The organism is Lysinibacillus sp. G01H (assembly GCF_028872195.1).
Taxonomy (GTDB): Bacteria; Bacillota; Bacilli; order Bacillales_A; family Planococcaceae; genus Lysinibacillus; species Lysinibacillus capsici.
Genome location: NZ_CP118397.1, coordinates 518,902 through 539,552, shown reverse-complemented (window position 1 = coordinate 539,552; position 20,651 = coordinate 518,902). Strand labels below are relative to the sequence as shown.

27 protein-coding genes are annotated in these 20,651 nt (G+C 36.5%); 6 read left to right on the top strand and 21 right to left on the bottom strand.

All coding sequences use genetic code 11. From position 1 onward, the window contains the following. Nucleotides 1-43: 43 nt before the first annotated feature. Entirely contained in the window at nt 44-592 is a 549-nt protein-coding gene (locus tag PSR12_RS02655; RefSeq protein ID WP_016993384.1) for an acyl-CoA thioesterase, read from the bottom strand. 195 nt (nt 593-787) lie between these two features. On the opposite strand from PSR12_RS02655, the gene PSR12_RS02650 reads away from it, so the two are divergent. The 3 genes from PSR12_RS02650 (at nt 788) to bshB2 (ending at nt 2,669) form a co-directional block, all read left to right on the top strand. Continuing rightward, nucleotides 788-1,069 (top strand): hypothetical protein, encoded by a 282-nt coding sequence (locus PSR12_RS02650; RefSeq protein ID WP_016993385.1) that lies wholly within the window; start codon nt 788-790, stop codon nt 1,067-1,069. 546 nt (nt 1,070-1,615) lie between these two features. Then, nucleotides 1,616-1,966, top strand: coding sequence for a YojF family protein (locus PSR12_RS02645; protein ID WP_016993386.1), 351 nt, complete (start codon nt 1,616-1,618; stop codon nt 1,964-1,966). A gap of 13 nt (nt 1,967-1,979) precedes the next feature. Continuing rightward, nucleotides 1,980-2,669 (top strand): bacillithiol biosynthesis deacetylase BshB2, encoded by a 690-nt coding sequence (gene bshB2 / locus PSR12_RS02640; RefSeq protein ID WP_016993387.1) that lies wholly within the window; start codon nt 1,980-1,982, stop codon nt 2,667-2,669. A gap of 40 nt (nt 2,670-2,709) precedes the next feature. Here the strand turns inward: bshB2 and PSR12_RS02635 are convergent, their stop codons facing one another. Further along, nucleotides 2,710-3,453, bottom strand: a complete 744-nt coding sequence (locus PSR12_RS02635) for a TerC family protein (RefSeq protein WP_016993388.1) — start codon at nt 3,451-3,453, stop codon at nt 2,710-2,712. A gap of 289 nt (nt 3,454-3,742) precedes the next feature. On the opposite strand from PSR12_RS02635, the gene ilvA reads away from it, so the two are divergent. Beyond that, the gene (gene ilvA, locus PSR12_RS02630) at nt 3,743-5,005 is read left to right on the top strand and encodes a threonine ammonia-lyase IlvA (protein ID WP_036078191.1); all 1,263 of its coding nucleotides are present in this window, start codon (nt 3,743-3,745) and stop codon (nt 5,003-5,005) included. A 100-nt stretch (nt 5,006-5,105) separates the two neighbouring features. Here the strand turns inward: ilvA and PSR12_RS02625 are convergent, their stop codons facing one another. The 5 genes from PSR12_RS02625 to PSR12_RS02605 form a co-directional block, all read right to left on the bottom strand. Beyond that, nucleotides 5,106-5,900, bottom strand: coding sequence for an ABC transporter ATP-binding protein (locus PSR12_RS02625; RefSeq protein ID WP_036078189.1), 795 nt, complete (start codon nt 5,898-5,900; stop codon nt 5,106-5,108). Nucleotides 5,901-5,931: 31 nt separating this feature from the next. Then, nucleotides 5,932-6,921 carry an ABC transporter permease gene (locus tag PSR12_RS02620; RefSeq protein ID WP_016993391.1) on the bottom strand — a complete coding sequence of 330 codons (990 nt, stop codon included), beginning with the start codon at nt 6,919-6,921 and terminating at the stop codon, nt 5,932-5,934. Nucleotides 6,922-7,006: 85 nt separating this feature from the next. Next, nucleotides 7,007-8,029 carry an ABC transporter substrate-binding protein gene (locus PSR12_RS02615; protein ID WP_016993392.1) on the bottom strand — a complete coding sequence of 341 codons (1,023 nt, stop codon included), beginning with the start codon at nt 8,027-8,029 and terminating at the stop codon, nt 7,007-7,009. A gap of 633 nt (nt 8,030-8,662) precedes the next feature. Further along, entirely contained in the window at nt 8,663-10,930 is a 2,268-nt protein-coding gene (locus PSR12_RS02610; protein WP_274771467.1) for a S8 family peptidase, read from the bottom strand. Next, the gene (locus tag PSR12_RS02605; protein ID WP_274771465.1) at nt 10,923-12,056 is read right to left on the bottom strand and encodes an AAA family ATPase; all 1,134 of its coding nucleotides are present in this window, start codon (nt 12,054-12,056) and stop codon (nt 10,923-10,925) included. The genes PSR12_RS02610 and PSR12_RS02605 overlap by 8 nt, the downstream gene beginning before the upstream one ends. Nucleotides 12,057-12,308: 252 nt before the next feature. On the opposite strand from PSR12_RS02605, the gene PSR12_RS02600 reads away from it, so the two are divergent. Both PSR12_RS02600 and PSR12_RS02595 read left to right on the top strand, forming a co-directional pair. Next, nucleotides 12,309-12,830, top strand: coding sequence for an SHOCT domain-containing protein (locus tag PSR12_RS02600; RefSeq protein ID WP_274771464.1), 522 nt, complete (start codon nt 12,309-12,311; stop codon nt 12,828-12,830). Between the two features lie 15 nt (nt 12,831-12,845). Then, the gene (locus tag PSR12_RS02595) at nt 12,846-13,025 is read left to right on the top strand and encodes a hypothetical protein (RefSeq protein ID WP_274771462.1); all 180 of its coding nucleotides are present in this window, start codon (nt 12,846-12,848) and stop codon (nt 13,023-13,025) included. 40 nt (nt 13,026-13,065) lie between these two features. On the opposite strand, the gene PSR12_RS02590 is transcribed toward PSR12_RS02595, so the two are convergent. From PSR12_RS02590 to PSR12_RS02525, 14 genes are all read right to left on the bottom strand, one after another. Next, the gene (locus PSR12_RS02590) at nt 13,066-13,734 is read right to left on the bottom strand and encodes a M15 family metallopeptidase (RefSeq protein ID WP_274771460.1); all 669 of its coding nucleotides are present in this window, start codon (nt 13,732-13,734) and stop codon (nt 13,066-13,068) included. Then, nucleotides 13,731-14,135, bottom strand: coding sequence for a phage holin family protein (locus PSR12_RS02585; protein ID WP_274771458.1), 405 nt, complete (start codon nt 14,133-14,135; stop codon nt 13,731-13,733). The genes PSR12_RS02590 and PSR12_RS02585 overlap by 4 nt, the downstream gene beginning before the upstream one ends. A gap of 112 nt (nt 14,136-14,247) precedes the next feature. Next, nucleotides 14,248-14,547 (bottom strand): hypothetical protein, encoded by a 300-nt coding sequence (locus PSR12_RS02580; RefSeq protein ID WP_274771457.1) that lies wholly within the window; start codon nt 14,545-14,547, stop codon nt 14,248-14,250. Between the two features lie 80 nt (nt 14,548-14,627). Continuing rightward, the gene (locus PSR12_RS02575) at nt 14,628-14,789 is read right to left on the bottom strand and encodes a hypothetical protein (protein ID WP_274771455.1); all 162 of its coding nucleotides are present in this window, start codon (nt 14,787-14,789) and stop codon (nt 14,628-14,630) included. After that, entirely contained in the window at nt 14,789-15,079 is a 291-nt protein-coding gene (locus PSR12_RS02570) for a hypothetical protein (protein ID WP_274771453.1), read from the bottom strand. Before PSR12_RS02570 ends, PSR12_RS02575 begins: the two co-directional genes overlap by 1 nt. A gap of 13 nt (nt 15,080-15,092) precedes the next feature. Beyond that, on the bottom strand, nt 15,093-15,917 hold the full coding sequence (locus tag PSR12_RS02565; protein WP_274771452.1) for a glycine-rich domain-containing protein: 825 nt from the start codon (nt 15,915-15,917) through the stop codon (nt 15,093-15,095). Continuing rightward, a complete protein-coding gene (locus PSR12_RS02560) occupies nt 15,917-16,228 on the bottom strand; it encodes a hypothetical protein (protein ID WP_274771451.1) in 312 nt (103 codons plus the stop codon). The genes PSR12_RS02565 and PSR12_RS02560 overlap by 1 nt, the downstream gene beginning before the upstream one ends. Beyond that, nucleotides 16,228-17,043: a putative phage tail protein gene (locus PSR12_RS02555; protein ID WP_274771450.1), complete on the bottom strand. Its 816-nt coding sequence runs from the start codon at nt 17,041-17,043 to the stop codon at nt 16,228-16,230. Before PSR12_RS02555 ends, PSR12_RS02560 begins: the two co-directional genes overlap by 1 nt. A gap of 10 nt (nt 17,044-17,053) precedes the next feature. Further along, entirely contained in the window at nt 17,054-17,401 is a 348-nt protein-coding gene (locus PSR12_RS02550) for a phage tail fiber protein (protein WP_274771449.1), read from the bottom strand. Next, complete coding sequence (locus PSR12_RS02545; protein ID WP_274771448.1) at nt 17,398-18,438, bottom strand: baseplate J/gp47 family protein; 1,041 nt, start codon at nt 18,436-18,438, stop codon at nt 17,398-17,400. Before PSR12_RS02545 ends, PSR12_RS02550 begins: the two co-directional genes overlap by 4 nt. Next, nucleotides 18,439-18,885: a DUF2634 domain-containing protein gene (locus PSR12_RS02540; protein ID WP_274771447.1), complete on the bottom strand. Its 447-nt coding sequence runs from the start codon at nt 18,883-18,885 to the stop codon at nt 18,439-18,441. Beyond that, nucleotides 18,885-19,244 (bottom strand): DUF2577 domain-containing protein, encoded by a 360-nt coding sequence (locus PSR12_RS02535; RefSeq protein WP_274771445.1) that lies wholly within the window; start codon nt 19,242-19,244, stop codon nt 18,885-18,887. The genes PSR12_RS02540 and PSR12_RS02535 overlap by 1 nt, the downstream gene beginning before the upstream one ends. Nucleotide 19,245: 1 nt before the next feature. Continuing rightward, the gene (locus PSR12_RS02530) at nt 19,246-20,223 is read right to left on the bottom strand and encodes an XkdQ/YqbQ family protein (RefSeq protein ID WP_274771443.1); all 978 of its coding nucleotides are present in this window, start codon (nt 20,221-20,223) and stop codon (nt 19,246-19,248) included. Continuing rightward, nucleotides 20,223-20,645: a hypothetical protein gene (locus tag PSR12_RS02525; RefSeq protein ID WP_274771442.1), complete on the bottom strand. Its 423-nt coding sequence runs from the start codon at nt 20,643-20,645 to the stop codon at nt 20,223-20,225. The genes PSR12_RS02530 and PSR12_RS02525 overlap by 1 nt, the downstream gene beginning before the upstream one ends. Nucleotides 20,646-20,651 lie beyond the last annotated feature (6 nt).

Below are 20,651 nucleotides of genomic sequence, written 5' to 3'. Positions count from 1 at the left end.
AGATGAAAGGGATGTCTCAAAGTCATTTGAGACATCCCTCTTTTTACATATAATTCTCCATCATTTCTAGCCGATAATCCCATGGATCATTCATAGATATAAATTGCGCTAACGCTTTACTTTCCTTTTTACGTTCAGCACGTGCCTTCGCTCGTTCTGAAGCTGTTTCATGCAATTTTGTCTCTTCTACTGTTTCAGGAATTACTCGTGGGACCAGCGCTGGTTTATTATTTTCATCCAATGCCACAAATGTTAATAATGCAGTCGCTGCCACCTTTCTCTCTCCAGTTTTCAAGTTTTCAGAAATAACTTTGACAAAAACCTCCATAGAAGATCTTCCAGTCCATGTTACATAGGATTCGAAATAAACCGAATCTGTAGGGCGAATGGGATGTAGAAAATCAACAGAATCAGTTGAAGCTGTGACACAATCTTTCCTGCTGTGCTTTGCAGCCGAAATAGAAGCAACCTGATCAATATCGCTCATCAACCGTCCACCAAATAATGTATTATGATTATTCACATCGTTTGGAAACACACGACTTGTACGCATCACTCTTGATTCCTTACAATATTTAAAGTCCTTATTCACATCATTTCCCCCTCTAAACGTTTGTTTATTCCTACTATAATGCTATATTTAAATGGAAAAATCAATGTAATTATTAGAAAATTACAAACATTAAACAATCCGTTAATGATTAGCATCTATCAGATAAAGATTAAAATAGGACAAGATACGTTAATGCTTCCCACCCCATATATTAGCTGTATGGGAGGGGAAAAAATGAAAAAAAATAAGGTAGAGGACTTAACGGAAGAATCAGGTTTACTAGCTGGCGAAATCACCTCTTCAAAAGTTGAAGTAATTGCTTCCATCGTATTAACACTCGGTTACTCTTTATCCACCCTTGCCACAATATTAGCTCTGCAGGAGGAGGAAGAATTGGCACATGCCAAAAATAATGAAAAACAGGATCAAAATCTTTATATGAAGCAAATGTTTAAACAATTACAAAATGTTAATAATCGTTTAGATACAATAGAACGAAAGCTTAATCGATACTAACAAATACATAGCCTACACTAATTTTTAATAAAAAACCGCGACTCTCCGTCATAAAAGAGAGTCGCGGTTTTTATTATACTATGATAATGAGCTTCATCTTTCTTCCCTTTTTCACAGCTACCAATTATAGCCTGTTCAAGGAACGTCATCTATTGTACCAAGATAGAATTCGTTATTTCTGAAATAATACTCCCTTCAACAATTGGAGCTGTCTACACACACGAATTAGGAAGAAATCATGGTTGCAATATCTTTTCAGATGTGAAAACGGATACAATACGAAACGACACATTTTGTACATATTTATTTCCACATTCCCTATATTGATACATTACAATAATTTTTTCAAGAATATTGCTTAGGAACTTGTCATAGATTTAGAGATGATGATTTATTTCCCTTGATGTTTCACACTCTCAAAAAATTCGAATCCCGTGGCGCAGTGGTATATAAATACAATCAATTTTTCTTATCAAAGCAATCAATTTCCCTTTGCGAATTTTTTTTACTATACTTAAAGGAGAAATGATCGAGAGGAGTGTTAAGATGCAAGAAGTACAAGTAGAGACGTTGCAAACATTGCTGAATTCTTTCGCCAACAAAGACGTTTATATTCATCTTGAGACGACAAACGGATCTTATGCAGCACACTATGATGAACAGTTTTTTAATGCAGGTGCTTTTATTCGTAATGCTAAAATTAATTATGAGCTTGCTAAGGTTGTAGATCATGCACCTCATCGTGTTGGTTTAAAATTACCTCATGGCTGGGTTTATGCTCAGGGCATTACACATTTCGAATTAGATGATTTAGGCCGTTTATTAATGGCTGGACTAGACTACTCTGGAAAATTGGCGATTGCACTTGAAATTAGTGAAACGCCATTTACTTACTAAGGGGGACGACTATTTGAATTTACAACCACAACGTCATATTTTAATTGTGTACCCTCACCCAGATGACGAGGCTTTTTCAGTTGCTGGGACCATCGCCTACTATACAAAGAAAATGAATACACCTGTTACATATGCCTGTTTAACATTAGGCGAAATGGGACGTAATTTAGGTAATCCACCCTTTGCAACGCGCGAGTCTTTACCTGAAATCCGCCGTAAGGAATTAGTTGCAGCAGCAGAGGCAATGGGTATTCAAGATTTACGTATGCTTGGTCTACGTGATAAAACAATTGAATTTGAAGATGATGAGAAGATGGTAAAGCTAATGGAAGGGCTAATCGAAGAACTAATGCCCTCTTTAATTTTCACTTTCTTACCTGGCTTTGCTGTCCACCCAGACCATGAAGCAACAGCACGTGCGGTAGTTGAAGCTGTACGTCGTATGCCAAAGGCTGCTCGTCCACAAGTATTCGGCTGTGCCTTCGCCAATGATACGATTGAAAAAAATGGAGAACCACATGTTGTTTACGATATTCGTGAAATGCGAATGGACAAATTAAAAGCATTACAAGCCCATGCATCTCAGACTGGTTGGATGATGCAGGAAACTGAAAAACGTATTGATGACGGCGAACCAATGAGTGAGAGCTGGCTAAATGTTGAAAAGTTCTATATTGTTGACCCAGATAAATATGTAAAATAAAAAAAGTACTGTTCTCATTTTTGGAGAACAGTACTTTTAATTAGGCAGCTCTTACTCTCTTCATCATATGCACAATGATTGTAATGGAAAAAGCAATCACTAAGAAAAGGAAGAATAAATAATGAGGTATATGGACATTGAAGACACTCACTAACATTTTTAAGCCGATGACACCTATAATAATGAAGGCCGTTGCTTCAAGCTCTGGAATTTTTTCGATAATGATTAAAAAAACACCTGCAATGGTCCTCATCATTAATATCCCTAACATCCCTCCTATTAAAAGTACCCAAACTTGATCTGATATCGCAAAGGCAGCGAAAATTGAGTCAATTGAAAAGGCAATATCCATTAGCTCAACCGAAATGACAGTTGCCCAAAACGTGCCAAAAAGACGTACCATCCACCCTGACCTCTTTACCTCTTTCACACTATCCTCATTCCCTATATGAAGGAAATGAGCTATACAAAGCCAGCCTAAATATAAAGCACCTAATACTTTAATAAACCAAAATTCTACGAGATAAACTCCTATACCAATAAATAAAAATCTAAAAAAATAGGCACCTAACATACCATACATTAATGCCCGTTTTCGCTGTTTATCTGGTAAATGTTTCACTAGTACCGCTAATACCAATGCATTATCTGCTGACAGCAAACCTTCTATAATAATTAATGAGGATATTAGTCCCCAGGAGACAGGGTCCATTAATACTTCTTGCCACATCGCAAAATCAAAAAATTTCCAATATGTTGATAAAATTCCTTGAATGATTTCCACTACATACCCTCCTACTTGGCCTAAGCTAATCTAGTATATGCTTGACCATTTTTGTTATGAGAGTTGTATTTTTTAGATTTGAAACAACAGATTTTCTCCCCTTAAATTGAGCTAATTCTAGGTCTGAGACATTGCTTCTTTATAAAATAATTAGCTATATCAAGATAAAACGCTTACATCATAAAATAGACACGGAAAATTTAGAATTTACTAAAAATTAATCACAAAAAGCAAATAAAGTGTGCTATCATAGATAAATGTTTTAAACGTATAACGGAGGATGAATACTATGGAAGTTGCTGATACTAGAACCGTGCAAGTGGAGAATGTCTTGATTGCACATCATTTTTTAAAAGATGTAGTTGTGCATACACCACTACAAAAAAACGACTATTTATCCGAGAAATACGGAGCTAATATTTATATTAAACGCGAAGATCTACAGCATGTACGCTCATTCAAGCTTCGTGGTGCCTATTATAAAATTAAAAAAATCGAGGATGAAGCACGCAATGCTGGAGTTGTCTGTGCAAGTGCAGGCAATCATGCACAAGGAGTAGCTTATGCCTGTGCCCAATTAAAAATTCAAGCAAGCATTTTTATGCCTCAAACAACGCCGAAGCAAAAAATAGACCAAGTGCGTATGTTTGGACGCGAATATGTAGAAATTATTTTGGCGGGAGATACATTCGATGATTCTGCTGAAAGCGCGTTAAGCTATTGTGAAGAGCATGGTAAGATTTTCATTCACCCATTTGATGATTTCGATGTCATTGCTGGTCAAGGGACGGTAGCCGTAGAAATTATGAATGATATGGAGGAGCCTATCGACTACGTATTCGGTAGTATTGGTGGTGGTGGCTTAATGTCAGGCGTGTCTGCCTACATTAAAAATCTCTCTCCTTCTAGCAAAATTATTGGTGTGGAACCCGCTGGTGCTGGTAGTATGAAGGCTGCCTTTGCTGAAGGTGGCGCAGTTGCCCTTGATTGGATTGATAAATTCGTGGATGGTGCTGCTGTAAAATGCGTCGGTCACCACACTTATGATGTTTGTCGTCGCTATTTAGATGATATAGTTCTTGTACCTGAAGGCAAAGTATGTACGACCATTCTAGATCTATATAATAAACACGCGATTATCGCTGAGCCAGCTGGAGCATTATCAGTGGCAGCTCTTGATTTTTATAAAGAAGAAATTAAAGGTAAGTCAGTTGTTGTCATCATCAGTGGTGGTAATAATGACATTGGACGGATGCAGGAGATTAAAGAAAAGTCACTTATTCATGAAGGCTTACTTTACTATTTTATCGTCAGCTTCCCTCAGCGTGCAGGAGCATTACGTCAATTCCTCACTAGCGTACTAGGTCCAAACGATGACATTACTACCTTTGAATATACGAAGAAAAACAATAAAGAAAGTGGCCCTGCACTAGTCGGTATTGAGCTAGGTGATCGTGCTGAATATGAAGGACTACTTGCCCGAATGGATGAATTCGGCTTTAAATACAAGGAAGTAAACAACGACATTCAACTATTTGGCTTACTCGTTTAAAATGAAGAGTCTCACTTCACTGCAAGTGAGGCTTTTTTATGTTTATCTTTCATTTTATTACCCTAAAAAACGCCCATACTATTGTATGAGCGTTTCGTTATTAGCCTAATAGAGCACGGTCTGAATTCATTTTTTCACCACGAATACGTTCAAACTCAGCCATTAAATCAGGGATTGTTAATTCATGTTTGCGATCTTCACCGACTTCTAAAATGATTTGGCCTTTGTCCATCATAATAAGACGATTGCCTAAATCTAATGCTTGCTGCATATTGTGCGTTACCATTAATGTCGTTAAATTATCTTTTTCCACTAAATACTTCGTAATACGAGTAATTAACTCTGCACGTGATGGATCAAGTGCAGCCGTATGCTCATCCAGCAATAAAATAGATGGCTTTGTAAAGGTAGCCATTAAAAGCGACAAAGCTTGACGTTCCCCACCTGAAAGTAAGCCTACCTTAGCAGAAAGGCGATTCTCAAGATTTAAACCTAGCATCTCTAGTGATTCTTTAAAAAATTCCCGACGCTTTTTATCCACACCATTACGTAGCCCTCTATGCTTATTGCGAGAGTATGCTAGTGCTAGATTTTCTTCAATTGTCATCGTAGGCGCGGTTCCCGCCATTGGGTCCTGAAAGACACGACCAATGTATTGAGAGCGTTTATATTCAGGCAAACTTGTCACATTATTACCATCAATTAACACTGTCCCAAAATCGGGTGTTAAGGCACCTGAAATCATGTTCATCATCGTTGATTTACCTGCACCATTACTACCAATGATTGTCACAAAATCACCTGGCTTTAAATGTAGGTTTATCTCTGCAAGTGCAATCTTCTCATCTGGTGTTCCTTCATTAAATACCTTATTAATACCATGTAATTTAAGCAATGCCTTTTCCTCCCTTCTCTACTGTTTTTACTTACGAAAGTTCTGCAGCTCGTTTGGCTTTACGTTTACGTTCTTTATTCTTATTGATAAATTGCGGTAAGATCAGCGCCAAAATAACAATGATCGCCGTAATTAATTTCATGTCTCCTGAATCAAGGAAATCTACACGTAATGCTAATGCTAATATAATACGATAAATGATGGCTCCTGCAATGACTGCAAAAGTTGTACGGATAATAGTTTTTGTCCCAAAAATTGCTTCACCAATAATAACGGATGCGAGACCAATCACAATCATACCAATCCCCATGCTAACATCGGAGAATTTCGAGTATTGTGCGATTAAAGCTCCAGAAAATGCGACAAGTGCATTGGAAAGTCCTAGCCCCAAAATGATAAGTGTATCTGTATTTGCTGAGAAGCTGCGAATCATTCGTTTATTATCACCAGTTGCTCGGATAGCTAGCCCGACCTCTGTCTTTAAGAACCAGTCTGCTATTAACTTAATTAAAATCGTGATGATTAATACAACAATCAGCACACTCCATGTACCTGGTACATGCTGAAAGCCTATGCCTTTTAATAGGTTATTAAGAGCAGCATCGATCCCTAAATTGCTCCAAAAAGCTTGAAACTTCGAAAAGATGGTTTCAGAGTTTAATAGTGGAATATTCGGGCGACCTATCGTATTTTCTGCAGTTAACCCCATGATACGTAGATTAATCGAGTATAAAGCAATCATCATTAAAATCCCTGATAATAACGGATTAATCTTTCCCTTCGTGTGAAGAATTCCTGTCATACATCCAGCAATAAATCCAGCAACAATTGCCACTAAAGTCGCTAAGATTGGGTGGTAGCCAAGCAAAACCATTGTTGCTGCCGTTGCCGCCCCTGTTACAAAGCTTCCATCAACCGTTAAATCCGGAAAATCTAACACCCGAAATGTTAAATATACACCAAGTGCCATAATTGCATAGATGATTCCTTGCTCCACTGCGCCAAATAATGCTAAAAACATCGTTGAATCATCTCCTAAATCTCTTTATTATTTATATCGCTTGTAAAATGAAGATAAAGCGGGGATAGTTCTCCCCCGCTTCGTTTTACTGTTCTAGAATTTCGGCACCCCAAGAATCTTTAATTTCGATTCCTAAATCATCTGCAACTTTTTTATTGATTAATAGTTTCAGATTTTGTGGGTATTGTGCGGGTGTATCGGCAGGTGTAGCTTCACCTTTTAAAATTTTCACAGCCATTTGACCCGCTTCATAGCCGATATCGAAATATTCAAAACCATAAGCGGCTAAACCGCCACGTGCCACAGAATCCAGTTCTCCTACGATTAATGGTAGTTTATTCGTATTGGCAACATCAATTACCGATTCTAATGCAGAAACTACTGTGTTATCAGTAATAATATAGAAAGCATCTACCTTACCAATTAGAGATTCTGTCGCTTGTTTTACATCTGCGGAAGTGGATGCTGATGCTTCTACCACCGTTAAACCTTGTTCATCCATAACCTTTTTCACTTCTGAAACTTGTGCAACTGAGTTTTGCTCACCTGCATTGTAGACCATCCCTACCTTTTTCGCACCAAGTTCTTTTAAGAATGCTACTGTTTTAGAAATCGTTTCAGGATGTAAATCGATTGTGCCTGTAATATTTTTCCCTGGCTTTTCCATTGAGTCAATTAACTGTGCACCAACAGCATCTGTAACCGATGTAAAAATAATTGGAATATCACTTGTTGCTGTTGCAGCGGCTTGTGCAGAAGGTGTAGAGTTTGCAAAAATTAAATCTACGTTTGCACTTACTAGATTGTTAGCAATCGTTGTGTTAAGGCTATTATCCCCCTGTGCAATTTGTGGATCGTAGTCAACTTTTAAGCCTGCATCTTCAATTGCTTTTTTAAAGCCTTCCGTTGCTGCGTTTAACGATGGATGCTCAACAATTTGAGTAATCCCGATTTTATATGTTTTATCATCTGCATTTCCGCTCTCACTTGCATTGTTTGATTCATTTCCTTTTGAATCTGTTGTACCTGAGCCACTGCTACCACAAGCAGCAAGAAGCAACACTAATCCAAAAAGAAGGAATGACAACTTCTTTACATTGCTTTTCACAAATAATCCCCCCGATTATATTCTCGAATATCTATCGCACTTTATCCAAACAAAGTGTGAATGTATCGCTATATTATCGTTATTATCGAGCTCCGTCAACAACATTATGAATGTTCTGACTTTTAAAAGTGACAAAATATTTTAGTTTTTCATTTAATTTGGCGCTTTAAACCGCTAAACTACGCTGTTTTAGTTATTCGATTTCTTTTTTCAACATAGTAAAAAATATTTATGACAATTTTGCGACGATAGGACATTATAGACAAAGTCTGACATTTGACTTCTACTAGATATCTATAATAAAATATTTACTTGTGTGAAAGCACCGTGGTTCGTAACCATCCCACGAAAAAATTGAGTTAGAATTAATTCCAATAAGTAATTTTAATTAAAACAAAAAACCAGTGTTATCAACGTTTAGAAACTTTCTTCAAATTTTCACGTTGGGTTTAGCTAGGATTAGTTTTTGTTTCATTTTACACATTTTTTTCACAAGGCTATAGCTCTGAGTTTACATTATTGTAAAACTCTCTTGATAAAAAATAATAAGACCAACGTATTATAAACTCGTTGGTCTTATTACTAAATTAAACTGCGTTCTATTTTAGGAGCAACACAATCTTATTTATGTAGTTATATTCTAGTACGAATATCTTGACGTGTTTCAAGATTATTTGTAATATGCCCTTGTTGTCTCAACTCTCTTACCATTTCAGAATAAATATCTGAATCTTCATCCGTTTTTATAGTTACAATCAAAACAAATTCCTGTTCTTGGAATTCTAAATCATTTCGAGGAGTTAAATCAATTCTTAATTTCCAACCATCTTTTTCTTTAATTCCTTGACTCATTTTACGATAGAATGATTTAGTAGGACACCACTTAAAACCATTCCTTACTCTTTCTTGTTCAAATTTTTGATCCCAGCGAGCATCTATCGGCACCTCGCCTTTAAAATCTAATTTTCCGTCACTTTTAATACTATATGCACCAAAACTAACATCAATATTTGTTCGACAATATTCACTTCCATACCTTGCATCTAACGGTGGTTCATATACCAAGGTCATAGTAATTTCTCCATAGTATTTTCCATTCCGAATTAATGAAGGTGGATAAGGGAAATCAATTAATTCTAAATGTCTGCCACGTCTAATAGTTTGATTAAAAACTAATGTAATTTCATTCTCTGTGCATTTTAGTATATCATTCACATTGTTTGAAGGTTTTCCAAAACCATAATACTTCATCAAGTGTTGTTCTTTTTTTCTAATAGTTTTAGTTTCTAACCTTGCAGAATGCATTAACATTGCTTTTGCCATCAATAGATTTCTCTCAGTTAGTTCATGATAAATGGATGCAAACTTTTGAACAATTCTAGGAGTCGCATAACTTGTCCCTATATCCTCTACTATTCTCCCATCGCAATCTAAACCTATTAATCCTAAATTACTGATGCTTCCTGTATTAGTAAGGTTGCCTCCATAATCTACAACATCCGGTTTTACAATATAATTTGCACCAGGTCCTCTACGACTAAACGAAGAGGGCTCTTCTTTTCGTACAATTGAGTCATCAGATTCTTTTAATGCAACAGATCCTACGGTAATACCTAACACAGAATCTGCAGGTGAACCCATACGATCAAATTCATCATTCTCCTCACTAGCTGGCCACGTTCTTTGTAAAGTTAGATCATTTATATTTCCGCTAGCAATAAAAAATTGCACATTATATCTTGCTTGCATTTCATCTAAAAATATTGCTAAATCAGAGATTTTTGTATCATTCACCTGTTTATCTAAACCTAAAGACAAATTCCAAATTTTCACTTCAGGATATTCCTCTAACACTTCTAAAATAATTTCTTGCAATTCTTCTTCACTGAGGCTACAAGTAGGTCCATAATTTTCATTACTATTCGGCATTGCTATCACATCTAAAAATCTAAAATGAATGTCCCCCGTACTTGACAAATCATTTAGTCGATTACCAAATTGGATTGTAGAAGCAATAAATGTTCCATGACTGTGGTTTTGATATTCTGGAGCCACATACTCTTTACGTGCATAAATAAATGGATTTAATAAATCATTTTTCGGACTAATTCCACCATCAATAATACCAATAATAACATCACTTAGAGTAACATCTAAATTATTGTTAAAAATCGATTCGATTGGAATTTGTTTTAACTGCTGTGGAAGATAATATTTTTGAAAGACATCGATTTTCCTAACGCCATTTATTTCAGCTAGTTGCTGTACAATTTTTGATTCTGGTATTTCAAGCACAAAATATTTTAAATTAACTCCAAAATCTTTGTAAACATATTCAAGTCCTAATTCACTTAATTTATGCTCTACATATGCGTGTACTTGTTGGTTATCATATTCGCTTCCAAAATCAAAACATTTTAGTTTAACCCTTTTAGAAAATTCTTCATATTCCAATTCTTCTTTTAAACCTATGGAAATTTTATCTTCTGGTTGAAATGCAGTAATTTCGGCAACTGCCGTTAGATTTGCACCTAAATATTTCGAATCTGATGTTCTAATATATTCAATTGTTTTTTGAATTCCTTCTTTTGTTACTTTAATATAATTTTCTTCGAGATCCTCACTGCCGACAATAGGGCAATATTTACATAGTGTGTTAGGTTTATGTGATTTAGCTATCGCCTGCTCCTTCATCAACACTTTTCCTATTACCGGAATCGTAGGATTATTCTCAAGAAACTCATCATAATATTCTAAAACATTTTCCAATTCTTGAATTACGTCTTCTTTTAGGCTTTCAGTAACCTCACCAAAAAACTTGGGTTGACCACCAGGCTGATTAGGAAAAATATGACTATCTTGTTGCATTATTAATTTTATAGGTAACTTTTTTTCATCCATCTTCTTTCACCTCATTAATTAGATTTGAAGCTGTAGTTTTTGAAACACCCAAAATATTACCAATTTTATTATAGCTAAAAATCTTCTCATCACTCATTCTAAGATATTTAGCTTTTAAGACTTGCATCTTCTTTTCATCTTCCTCTTGTTCAGCTATAATTCCTTTGAACTTGAACAATTCAGAATAAAGTAATTGAAGGTTAAAGTTTTCTTTTCTTAAAATTGATTTTCTTAAAGCCTTAGTAATAATTTCTTCTATACTTGATCCACTTAAACTTTTTGTTGCAGCCGCAAATTCTTCTACCTCTTTGACCGACAATTCTTTTGTCTTCAAGAATAATTGAATCAATTGCTTTCTGGCTTCCTTATCAGGAAGATCAATATATATTTTATAATCGAACCTTCTCCAAACGGCACTATCTAACAAATCCTCATGATTTGTAGCACATAAAAGCAAACTGTTTTTATTTAAGCTATCTATGTTTTGTAATAGGCTATTAACTACTCTCTTTAGCTCTCCTAATTCATTATTATCATCTCTAGCTTTAGCTATGGCATCAAACTCATCTAGGAACAATACACATGGTGTTCTTTGTGCAAATTCAAATAAATTTCGAATATTTTTTGCTGTAGTTCCTAAATAAGATGAGATTAAACTGTCTAACCTAGCTATAACTAAAGGCATACCGATTTCTTTGGCAATATAACTTGCAGCTTTAGATTTCCCACATCCTGGAGGACCATATAGTAATAAAGAATTTGGTACTTCAATATCTAAATTATTTAGTTCATCTGCGTTTTTATAGCTGCATACAAAGTCATTCATCTGCTCTTCATTACGTTTTGAAAGAACAACTTTTATATTATTTTCACTGGGTAAAATAATGTCTGCCAGCATAGCTCTAGACTCACTGTCAACTGGAATTTTCGTTATATCATTACCACCCATTGCTTTTAATGTACTTTCATCTGTCGTAGCCAAAAGTCGTTTAAATTTGTTAGCAGGTATAGTTTCACCATTTGACTCTAATTGTTGAATTAACTTTTCTGTATAGTTTCTAACTTTAACTCGATCATGCTTTAATGCCCCTTCTACAATTTTTCCGATTTCTATAGAGTACTTCATAAAACCACCTCTTCGATAGAATAACATATTTTTGAACGTTAAACACATTTATTCTTTATATTATATATATTTTTTGAACGATTATGTATTTTTAATCTTTTTATCCTACTTAAATTTGAACGAACTTAAGTTCTTAATCATATTTGTTAAATTTTAATAATTCATATCTGGTCCCTGTCATCACTTTCGCATGTACTATTGGAAATATTTTCTATATAATGAAATTACAATTATCTGTAAGGAGTGCATGACATGGATACTATCGCTGAAACAATCAAATTTGCTGGCTTTGGTAAGAAGAAAGCAATGGCTAAACAAATTCAAATGTTCGATGATCGACTAACTGAACAAGGTGAAACGCTACTAGCTGTATGTGCATCTGTTAAAGGCATCAAACAGCTTTATGTAACTGACAAACGTATTTTATTACATGAAATCAAAGGCATTGTTTCAAACGATGAAAGAAGCATTCCTCTATCTTCAATTAGCAGCATTAACATTTCCAATAAGCTCGTTTACTCTACAATCGAAATCGTATCAACTGGAAATAAGGCAATCATTGACGATGTGCCAGCGCATATTACATTGGAAATTAAAGCAGCTATTGAAAACCTAAAAGCAATGGCAAAAACATCGTCTGCTCCTGCAGCTAAACAGGAAAAGGACATGTTTGATGTAGCCGATGAAATCCGTGAATTAAAGGATTTATTAGATGATGGGATATTAACGCAAGAAGAATTTGATGCGAAGAAAAAGCAGTTACTAGGGATATAAGAACGAGGTGAAAGCATGTTCGACTTCCAAGCAAAAGTAGTTGAAAGAATGTTAAAAACAGTAGAGGCGAATGTAGAGAATATCATTAACTGTGGTAACTACGGACCAAAACAAAATGTTGATTACAACGATCCAAAGCGTAAAGAAGAAGTTGATCGTCATACTCGAGAAGCTTTAGATAGAATGGGTCGTTAAAAAAGCCCAGGTACTCAATTGAGCGCCTGGTCTTTTACTATTAAGCACTACGTTGTTCAACGATAATCTTCAATCCTTCAAAGTCACCACTTGTCATGGTTCCAGTATCGAACTTCTCCAACCAAGATTCATTAATTAATCCCTTATCGACTGCTTGTTGAATGTAATCACGTACTGCAGCCTTTGCGGTTGTGCTTGTGAATTTCATCGTATCATCATCCTCTACTATTTGTTGTGGTTTATTCTCTACTATAAGCTGTACTCTTACAGAACTACTTGTTGGAACAATTACTTGTCCTTCTAATTTATAGCCTGCAGGTATTTTCCATGTTGTAGGAATTTCAAAATGAGGTGCATCGTACTTTCCTGCCTCCCAATATCCACCCCATTCAATGCCTAACTTCTTAGCAATCGCACCCACCTTTGAAAGTGTTGTTATATCATATAGGTTTCGTGGTGGTGCCACAGCAACATCCCAAGCTCTACGTGATGTATGATTGCTATTACGTGTCCAGGTAACTACTTGCCCTGGTCTAGTTCGTCCTTGCTCATACAAGTAGTTTTGCCGTGCTTGGCTGCGGAATGTTTCTGTGATAAAAATGTCCACAATGCCAGCTTTGAAGCATTCCTGAAAAAGTAAACGACAAGCTGTTTGAGCAGCTGCAGTTAATTCGCTTAAATCTCGACATGTTTGAGTTACGCTTGTCATTTGACTTCACCCTCTCCTGATTTATCCTTAACGATAGCTAAAATATTTTTAATGAAATCAGGCATCGGCAAGCCCATCTTAGTACCGTTTTCTGTGATTGAAATAAATTCTAGTACACAAAAGGCAATAGCTGCCCCATCCCCTGCGTACTCAATGCCAGGGATCACAACAGACAATAAGTAAACTGATCCTACCAACATCAAATAATAGATTTTTCGTATGATGCCGTTAAAGCCTGTACGACTATTTAAGTTTTGATTAACGACCCCACTCATAATTCCTGTAAGGTAATCAATGGCCATAAAGCCGATCAGTACGGTAACAGCCATTCCTAGACCATCCACTGAATATGAAACCATAGTGCCTATTGTTCCACTTACTACAGCAATCCATTTTTCCATTAGAACACTTCCCTCTTCTCAATATAAAAGCCCTCCACGATAAACGTGGAAGGCAAATTCTTTAATGTTTAGGTATATAAAAAGCACCCTCGATGGAGAGTGCTTTGTTTAATTATAGGTATTCTTTAGTTGGACAATACCAATCATGATGTTCAGACATTTCTACATATCGTAAAAGAAAATCTTTGTCATTGTGCGCAGCTATTAAAGGTTTTAACGTTACATTGCATTCATTTTCTTGATAGTTGATGATAACCTCAATTACTTCATACTCATAAGGATCTTTAAAGCACAAATCTGCAATATAATCCCCTTTATGAGGAATTACATTTGATTCGAAATCCTTATATATATTTACATAACCTTCTCTAAAATCTTTTAATTGTACTTGATGATTTAAAACTATTTTCATAAAAAACCTCTCCCATTCTACTTTGATATACCTAATTTACGAATAGAATTGGAAAAGGTTTCAAAAAAATAACGCTAGGCTTATGCCTGCGTTTTCTGTGCGTCCATATCTGTTAATAGCTGCGTATATTCTTCATCTGCCAGCTGATTGTTGGCGTAGAATACATTCACTTTCTTTAACATATCGTCATAACTGTAACGGTTGCGATCAATTAAAAATTTACATAAGTCATATACCTTCATTATACTGTCCCTCCCTGGATGCCCATTTCATTCATGGCAATTAAGTATTCTGTATTGATAAGTGTTTGAGCCTGCATTTCCTCAACTGATGGCGGTGTTTCTACTGGTGTTGGATCAGGTACAACTGGCGGTGTAAATTCGCCTGTTTCACTGTTGTAATCCCATCCTTCCTGAATATCATTACGCCCTGTAATCTCGATAAAATCCCCCTGATTAGGATAAGGTGGAAGTTCTTCTGCCTCAAAAATCCAGTATGCTTTGTTAGCTACGATTTGAACGAATTTTTTCATTTTCTATCGCTCCTTAGTATTCAATAATAATGATGCCGTCCCCGCCTTTTCTCGTACTAATAGCAATATTAAGGTTTCCTGTAATAGCTCCACTACCAGCACCATAACCAATGGGTTTCGATTCTACTTGCGCTCCATCTCCACCATTACCACCATCTCCAAAACCAGCACCTCCTCCTGATAATTGTGAAGTACTTGATCCACCCTGTCCGAAGTTTGTATTAGACAATGCATATATATCTGCTATAGTAGTCGATGTGCCATTCATAGTATTCGTTGTACCCTTGTTACACAGCGGGCTATTACCATACGCTTGTGGAACAGTGCTCCACGTGGCAGAATGGGCATAACCGCCTGAACCACCATTACATATCAATCCAAAAGCAGATGAAGCACCGCCAGTGTTTCCATTCACCCCAGAACCTCCACCAACATAAGAGGCTGGTACTCCACCAGGACCTACGATCAATTGATATGTTGTACCAGGAACTACTTTTATATATCGGTTATCAACATATGATCCTCCCCCTCCTCCTAGCGCATAAGTTCCTCCGCCACTTCCTGATAAAATAATACTTCCACTACCACCACCTGCAAACATTGTTAGTCTAATTTCTTCAACACCTTCAGGACAGGTCCATGTATAAGTGCCAGGTTTATCAAAGATGGCAACATTTCTTTTCAACTCACCATTTTGTATTTTTTCCAGAACAGTATCTTGTTTTACATTCAAGTTATCCACGCCTGTTTTAGTGGCATCAGTAGTTGTTTTGATTGTATCTACAACAGCCTTAATTGCCGTTTGCATAGATTTAGTTGCTAAATCAATAATGTTCATTAAATCACTTCCTCGCTAATAATCTGAGGCTCACCATTTACTGTCCTAAATCCCCATCTATACGTTTTGCCATTATCAACAAACATGTGAGGCATTGGATCGATTACATGGCTTTTCATGTCATTCTTTACCTCATTAATGGCTCCACCTAATGTTTTATCCTCTGTCTCTAAATCAGGAATTTCCTTTGTGCCTTGTTGTAATTCATTTACTGCAGCATCTAAGACATCCATATTCTCATTAATATCTGTTATTAAAACATTTTCAGTTAACTCAGGCTGTTTTAAATTTAAATTTGGTGTATATTTCATTAGATCACTCCATCCCATACTCTAATATCATCCCAAGTTAAATTGCTTACACTTCCCCAGGTACGATTTTTTACAAAGTCCCAAACATTGAAAGTATAAGCATATCCAAACTCTAAATGAGCTGGCACAATAATATCTATTGCTTGCATAAGGCCACTCAGATTATCAGGAATGCCCTTCGTTCCAATAAATTTGATTTCATATACGCCAGGTGTATTAGTTGTATTTATTTCTACTTCACCATTGCTATATGCAGCTGCTACAGCCTTAATTGTTTCTTCGGTTGTTTGGTCAAAGCTTGCGCGATTTCGTGATGATATTTGTTCCCTGCGTTGATCGTAGCGTAATTTGCTATTTGGTTTAATACCTAAATCACGTTCATAAATAGGTAGGGCTTCAATGGCGGTATCGATAAAAATGTTGCGGTTCACAATTTCAAGCTGTTGCTCTGTATTTCTTAGCTCCCGATCATCAGTCGTGAGGATCGTTCTAAAGACGTTTGATTTACGCTCATACAACGGCAAATACTTCATCATGTCGGATAGATAATCTTTTGTGGAAACAACAATACTTGTAATCATTTCAGCTCTTGTCTGCATGATAATAGGTGATTGTACCACCTTTACGCCTTGCGATAACTGCTCAGTAATTACCTCGTTTGTTGCACCTGTTGAAGCAATGGAAACACCTTGCCCCTGCAGTTCTGTTTCAGTAATCATTAACGCAAGTCGAAAACATTCCCATTGGTGCGCTGTTAGCTCTCCCCACGTAAAGACTGATACTTGGCCCCACTCAGACTGCGGTATTGCATGCATTTGCCCTCACCTACCTTAAACGGACAATTAAATAGTTTTTAGGGATCTTGTATTGGCTGGATACATCGATGTTTTTTGTGAATTCTGCTTGCGACTTAAATAGCAAATTTCCTCCTGTTTTTGCATCAAGAATCCCAATGTGGGTTATATCCCCCCAAGATTCTGCAGCAATAGGAAACAGAATATCAGCGTTGTTGGATGTTTGGCCATCCGTTGGCGTTGTAAAGCTTGCAGATTGACGCGAATAGCTAGCTGCAGTTACTTCCACATCACCATTGAACAATGCGACAAAGACTGGCGTTGTCCTTAAATTGTCCGTTAGAACCTTATTTTTTAAATACACTGTCATGTGATTCATTCATTAACACCTCCCATAACTGGCACCCCATCATCAGGAATAACCACGTTAGCAGTTGATCCATTGATTAATAGATTCTGATAATCTAAAACACCATCACTTTCAATAATGAGCGCCCCAACCTTTGCATAGCTCACGAATGATGTTCTAAAGGCTATTTCTTTTAAGTGCTTCGTAATGTTCTTTTTAATATTCGCTTTGACTACTTCCTCTGTATAACCAGGCATCAATGAAAGGGCAACTGATAGATCAATCAGCAATGCTTCTGCAGAAATTATAAGCAGATCATCCACCCCAAAAGGCATTTCTTCTTCGATGTGGTCCCTTACAGCTTCGATTAATTCGACATTAGCAGGTAATTTATTCGCATCGATTACAACTACTTTCATTGATAATGGACCATTATAGCGAGGGAATATTTTTGCATCCCCTACGCCTGTCACTTCTAACGCCCATTCTCGATAATGATACTTGTTACCTGCTTTGCCTGGACGCTGTAGCTTATCATAATAGCGCTGGCGCAAATCGTTATCTGTTTCCTCGTCATAGCCATCAACGACAGGATCAGGATTATACACATTCACAAGGCCATTAATAGATGCAGGGAAATTTACAATGGTGTTTGCTGGCACGTTTCCTATTTGGCCGAACTCATTACATTGCACCCGAACATGAGCGAACCCACTTTCATTAAGAATGGCTTCTTCAATGACTGTGTATAAAATTGTGTCAGTACCAACTAGCTCACCCACTTTTACAAGTGTTCCAGCTGTACCCGAAACAATGACCGTAGTTGTTGCTTGTGTAGCAGGTTTACGGCTAACACCTGTCCGCTGATAAACTGTTCTTGTTAATTCGTCACCTGTTAATTTTTCAACATCTAACTTTTCTTGTACTGCAGCAATCTTTTTTTGTTGTTCGGCAAATTCTACGGCCACTGGCTTTGTAATGTCATAAACAAAATTACCTTTTGACTTGTCGTAATCATCGCTTATATTGGTAATCATCCGATCATGAATAATCTTCTCATCTTCCATCTACGGTGCCACCTTCTTTATTGGCTCGTCAATTTCGAATGCTCCTTCTACCGTGACGACTCTAAATTTTATCCGCATCCACTTTCCATCATGGTTAAACTGCCATTCCTGAATTTCTTGAATGTGGGTATGTTCCATTAAGGACGCTGTGACTTCTCGTTTTATTTCTGCTTCAATAAAGGCGCGTGGCAGACTAGAACCTATTAAATCCTCCAATGTCACACCATAAGGAATATCTTTGTAAATCCTAAAGCGAAAGCGCTCAGTCTTTAACACTTTTAAGATCCATTGCTTCAATGTTTCAAGTCCATGAACTTCAACCATTTTTCCATTCCTGAATACAAAATCGCCTTTATCAAAGTCATACAAAAAAGACTTACCTAGTGGTGGCAAGTCCGTTTTAATTTCCTGTGTATCAAATTCTAGTTGCGTGATTTTAGGTAACATTATTCGAATCTCACCGCCTTACCTACAACAAAATACAGCTGTTCATCTGCAGTTGGTAACAGAATTACTTCGTCACCTTCTTTGAGCGTGTCCTTTGTTTTAGATTTTACTTCTTTAGCTTCAAAAGTTTGAAAAGGGCTATCTGTAATCCGAATATCACCTTCTAGCTCTATTTCACGTTCATAATCTTCAAGGACATGTGCCGCAAAAACTAATCGGTTATTACCAAGAATGACTGTATCATTTAACCGTATTTGAGCATTAGGCGGTGGAGAAATAACAATTCCAGTAGACATTGATACAGGTTTAGGATTTTCTTTATCTTTAAGTATCTTAGCTAAAGTTGTTATTGAATCCATTTTACTTCACCTCTAATGTAGGCTTCATGGTGTGAATGCCTTTACTAATCGTGTGCAATACATCCTTAATTAAAAATGTACCTTTAATGCCTGTAGTTGGTTCCTCTAATTTAAACAATCGACCTGCTCTAAAATCATCATGGCCCATCAATTCAACACTATTTTCTTCTGACACTTTTGACAGCTGCTTTAATTCATTTTCAGCCACCTGTTTAGCACTTTTCTTTTCATTCTGATCTAGCTTCACAACTTTAGTAATACGACCATATTTCTCAGCCATTTTATTATCAGACTTGGTTAAAACTACTTTGTCATTGTTTCCGACAACCTGGATTGTATTGGCCATTTCTGTAATGCTGCGTCTTTTAGAAGGATTCATAAGAGCTGAATGAATGTTGTACTTTGGGCCACCTTCATACAATTGAAATGTGCCTGTTACAACGACATCACCTTGCTTTTCGATGTATAGCTTGCCCTGGCGCATTTCCATGAGGTATTTAACACCTAATGACTGTTCTGCAATAGTAAGAATGTCTTTTATAATTTCACTTACCTTTTTATCGTTGTATATTTGATCGATAGGTTTTGGAATAGATACGATCTTACCAACTTGGATATTGAAGTCTTTGGCGATCTTCTTGATACAAGCATCTGCAGATAGCTTATTAAATTGATAAACTGCATTCGATTTGTTTAGATAAAAGGCATAATCAAAGGCAACGTATGCAATTGGTGATCTTCCATTTTTCAGCTCGTCCACAATAATAGCGCGTGTTATTTCCTTGCCGTTATTGTAAAGGGCCACCATATCACCAATATCACATGGATTCACAGGGAAGTAATTTGTATCAGTAAAAGCGATACTAAAATTAATTTCGTCCCCTAATTCCTCCATGTTGCTACGCCAGGTTAATGTGCCAAGCAAAGGCGTAATATTCGTCATGGTACCACCTTTAATTAGCCATAATTCATGAGCCATTATTTCACCTTCTTTGTTTCTAAAATGATCTCTTTAAACTCTGATAGGGCCAGCGAATAATAAACATCCCCTGAACCGTCTTGAAGTCCTGCCTCAAAGTTTTCGATTGTCATGAGCATATTAATAGGTGTGTTTGACATGATTAATCGAATTGGCATTCGTTTGTCTATCCAACCCTCAATGATCTCGTAATACTCCCACCCAAAATATTTATTGTTTCGTGAAAATGGATACACCTTTGAAGGAAAAAAAGAATCAATCGTAAGAGATTTCAACCCTCTACGACCAAGCAATTTAATGTCACCTTGATTAATCGTAGTGAAAACTTCATTACTTACAGGACTAGGTATTTTAAATTCAGCTGGCACTATAGGAAGTTGAATAATTTGTTTACGATCCATCGTACTTAGAAAAATGTCCATTTGTTC

Excerpts from the sequence above, each read along its gene's own strand:
- PSR12_RS02650 (WP_016993385.1), top strand. The coding sequence starts at position 788 with ATGAAAAAAAATAAGGTAGAGGACTTAACGGAAGAATCAGGTTTACTA.
- PSR12_RS02645 (WP_016993386.1), top strand. The coding sequence starts at position 1,616 with ATGCAAGAAGTACAAGTAGAGACGTTGCAAACATTGCTGAATTCTTTC.
- ilvA (WP_036078191.1), top strand. The coding sequence starts at position 3,743 with ATGGAAGTTGCTGATACTAGAACCGTGCAAGTGGAGAATGTCTTGATT.
- PSR12_RS02620 (WP_016993391.1), bottom strand. The coding sequence starts at position 6,921 with ATGTTTTTAGCATTATTTGGCGCAGTGGAGCAAGGAATCATCTATGCA.
- PSR12_RS02610 (WP_274771467.1), bottom strand. The coding sequence starts at position 10,930 with ATGGATGAAAAAAAGTTACCTATAAAATTAATAATGCAACAAGATAGT.
- PSR12_RS02605 (WP_274771465.1), bottom strand. The coding sequence starts at position 12,056 with ATGAAGTACTCTATAGAAATCGGAAAAATTGTAGAAGGGGCATTAAAG.
- PSR12_RS02600 (WP_274771464.1), top strand. The coding sequence starts at position 12,309 with ATGGATACTATCGCTGAAACAATCAAATTTGCTGGCTTTGGTAAGAAG.
- PSR12_RS02595 (WP_274771462.1), top strand. The coding sequence starts at position 12,846 with ATGTTCGACTTCCAAGCAAAAGTAGTTGAAAGAATGTTAAAAACAGTA.
- PSR12_RS02590 (WP_274771460.1), bottom strand. The coding sequence starts at position 13,734 with ATGACAAGCGTAACTCAAACATGTCGAGATTTAAGCGAATTAACTGCA.
- PSR12_RS02585 (WP_274771458.1), bottom strand. The coding sequence starts at position 14,135 with ATGGAAAAATGGATTGCTGTAGTAAGTGGAACAATAGGCACTATGGTT.
- PSR12_RS02580 (WP_274771457.1), bottom strand. The coding sequence starts at position 14,547 with ATGAAAATAGTTTTAAATCATCAAGTACAATTAAAAGATTTTAGAGAA.
- PSR12_RS02575 (WP_274771455.1), bottom strand. The coding sequence starts at position 14,789 with ATGAAGGTATATGACTTATGTAAATTTTTAATTGATCGCAACCGTTAC.
- PSR12_RS02570 (WP_274771453.1), bottom strand. The coding sequence starts at position 15,079 with ATGAAAAAATTCGTTCAAATCGTAGCTAACAAAGCATACTGGATTTTT.
- PSR12_RS02565 (WP_274771452.1), bottom strand. The coding sequence starts at position 15,917 with ATGAACATTATTGATTTAGCAACTAAATCTATGCAAACGGCAATTAAG.
- PSR12_RS02560 (WP_274771451.1), bottom strand. The coding sequence starts at position 16,228 with ATGAAATATACACCAAATTTAAATTTAAAACAGCCTGAGTTAACTGAA.
- PSR12_RS02555 (WP_274771450.1), bottom strand. The coding sequence starts at position 17,043 with ATGCATGCAATACCGCAGTCTGAGTGGGGCCAAGTATCAGTCTTTACG.
- PSR12_RS02550 (WP_274771449.1), bottom strand. The coding sequence starts at position 17,401 with ATGAATCACATGACAGTGTATTTAAAAAATAAGGTTCTAACGGACAAT.
- PSR12_RS02545 (WP_274771448.1), bottom strand. The coding sequence starts at position 18,438 with ATGGAAGATGAGAAGATTATTCATGATCGGATGATTACCAATATAAGC.
- PSR12_RS02540 (WP_274771447.1), bottom strand. The coding sequence starts at position 18,885 with ATGTTACCTAAAATCACGCAACTAGAATTTGATACACAGGAAATTAAA.
- PSR12_RS02535 (WP_274771445.1), bottom strand. The coding sequence starts at position 19,244 with ATGGATTCAATAACAACTTTAGCTAAGATACTTAAAGATAAAGAAAAT.
- PSR12_RS02530 (WP_274771443.1), bottom strand. The coding sequence starts at position 20,223 with ATGGCTCATGAATTATGGCTAATTAAAGGTGGTACCATGACGAATATT.
- PSR12_RS02525 (WP_274771442.1), bottom strand. The coding sequence starts at position 20,645 with ATGGACATTTTTCTAAGTACGATGGATCGTAAACAAATTATTCAACTT.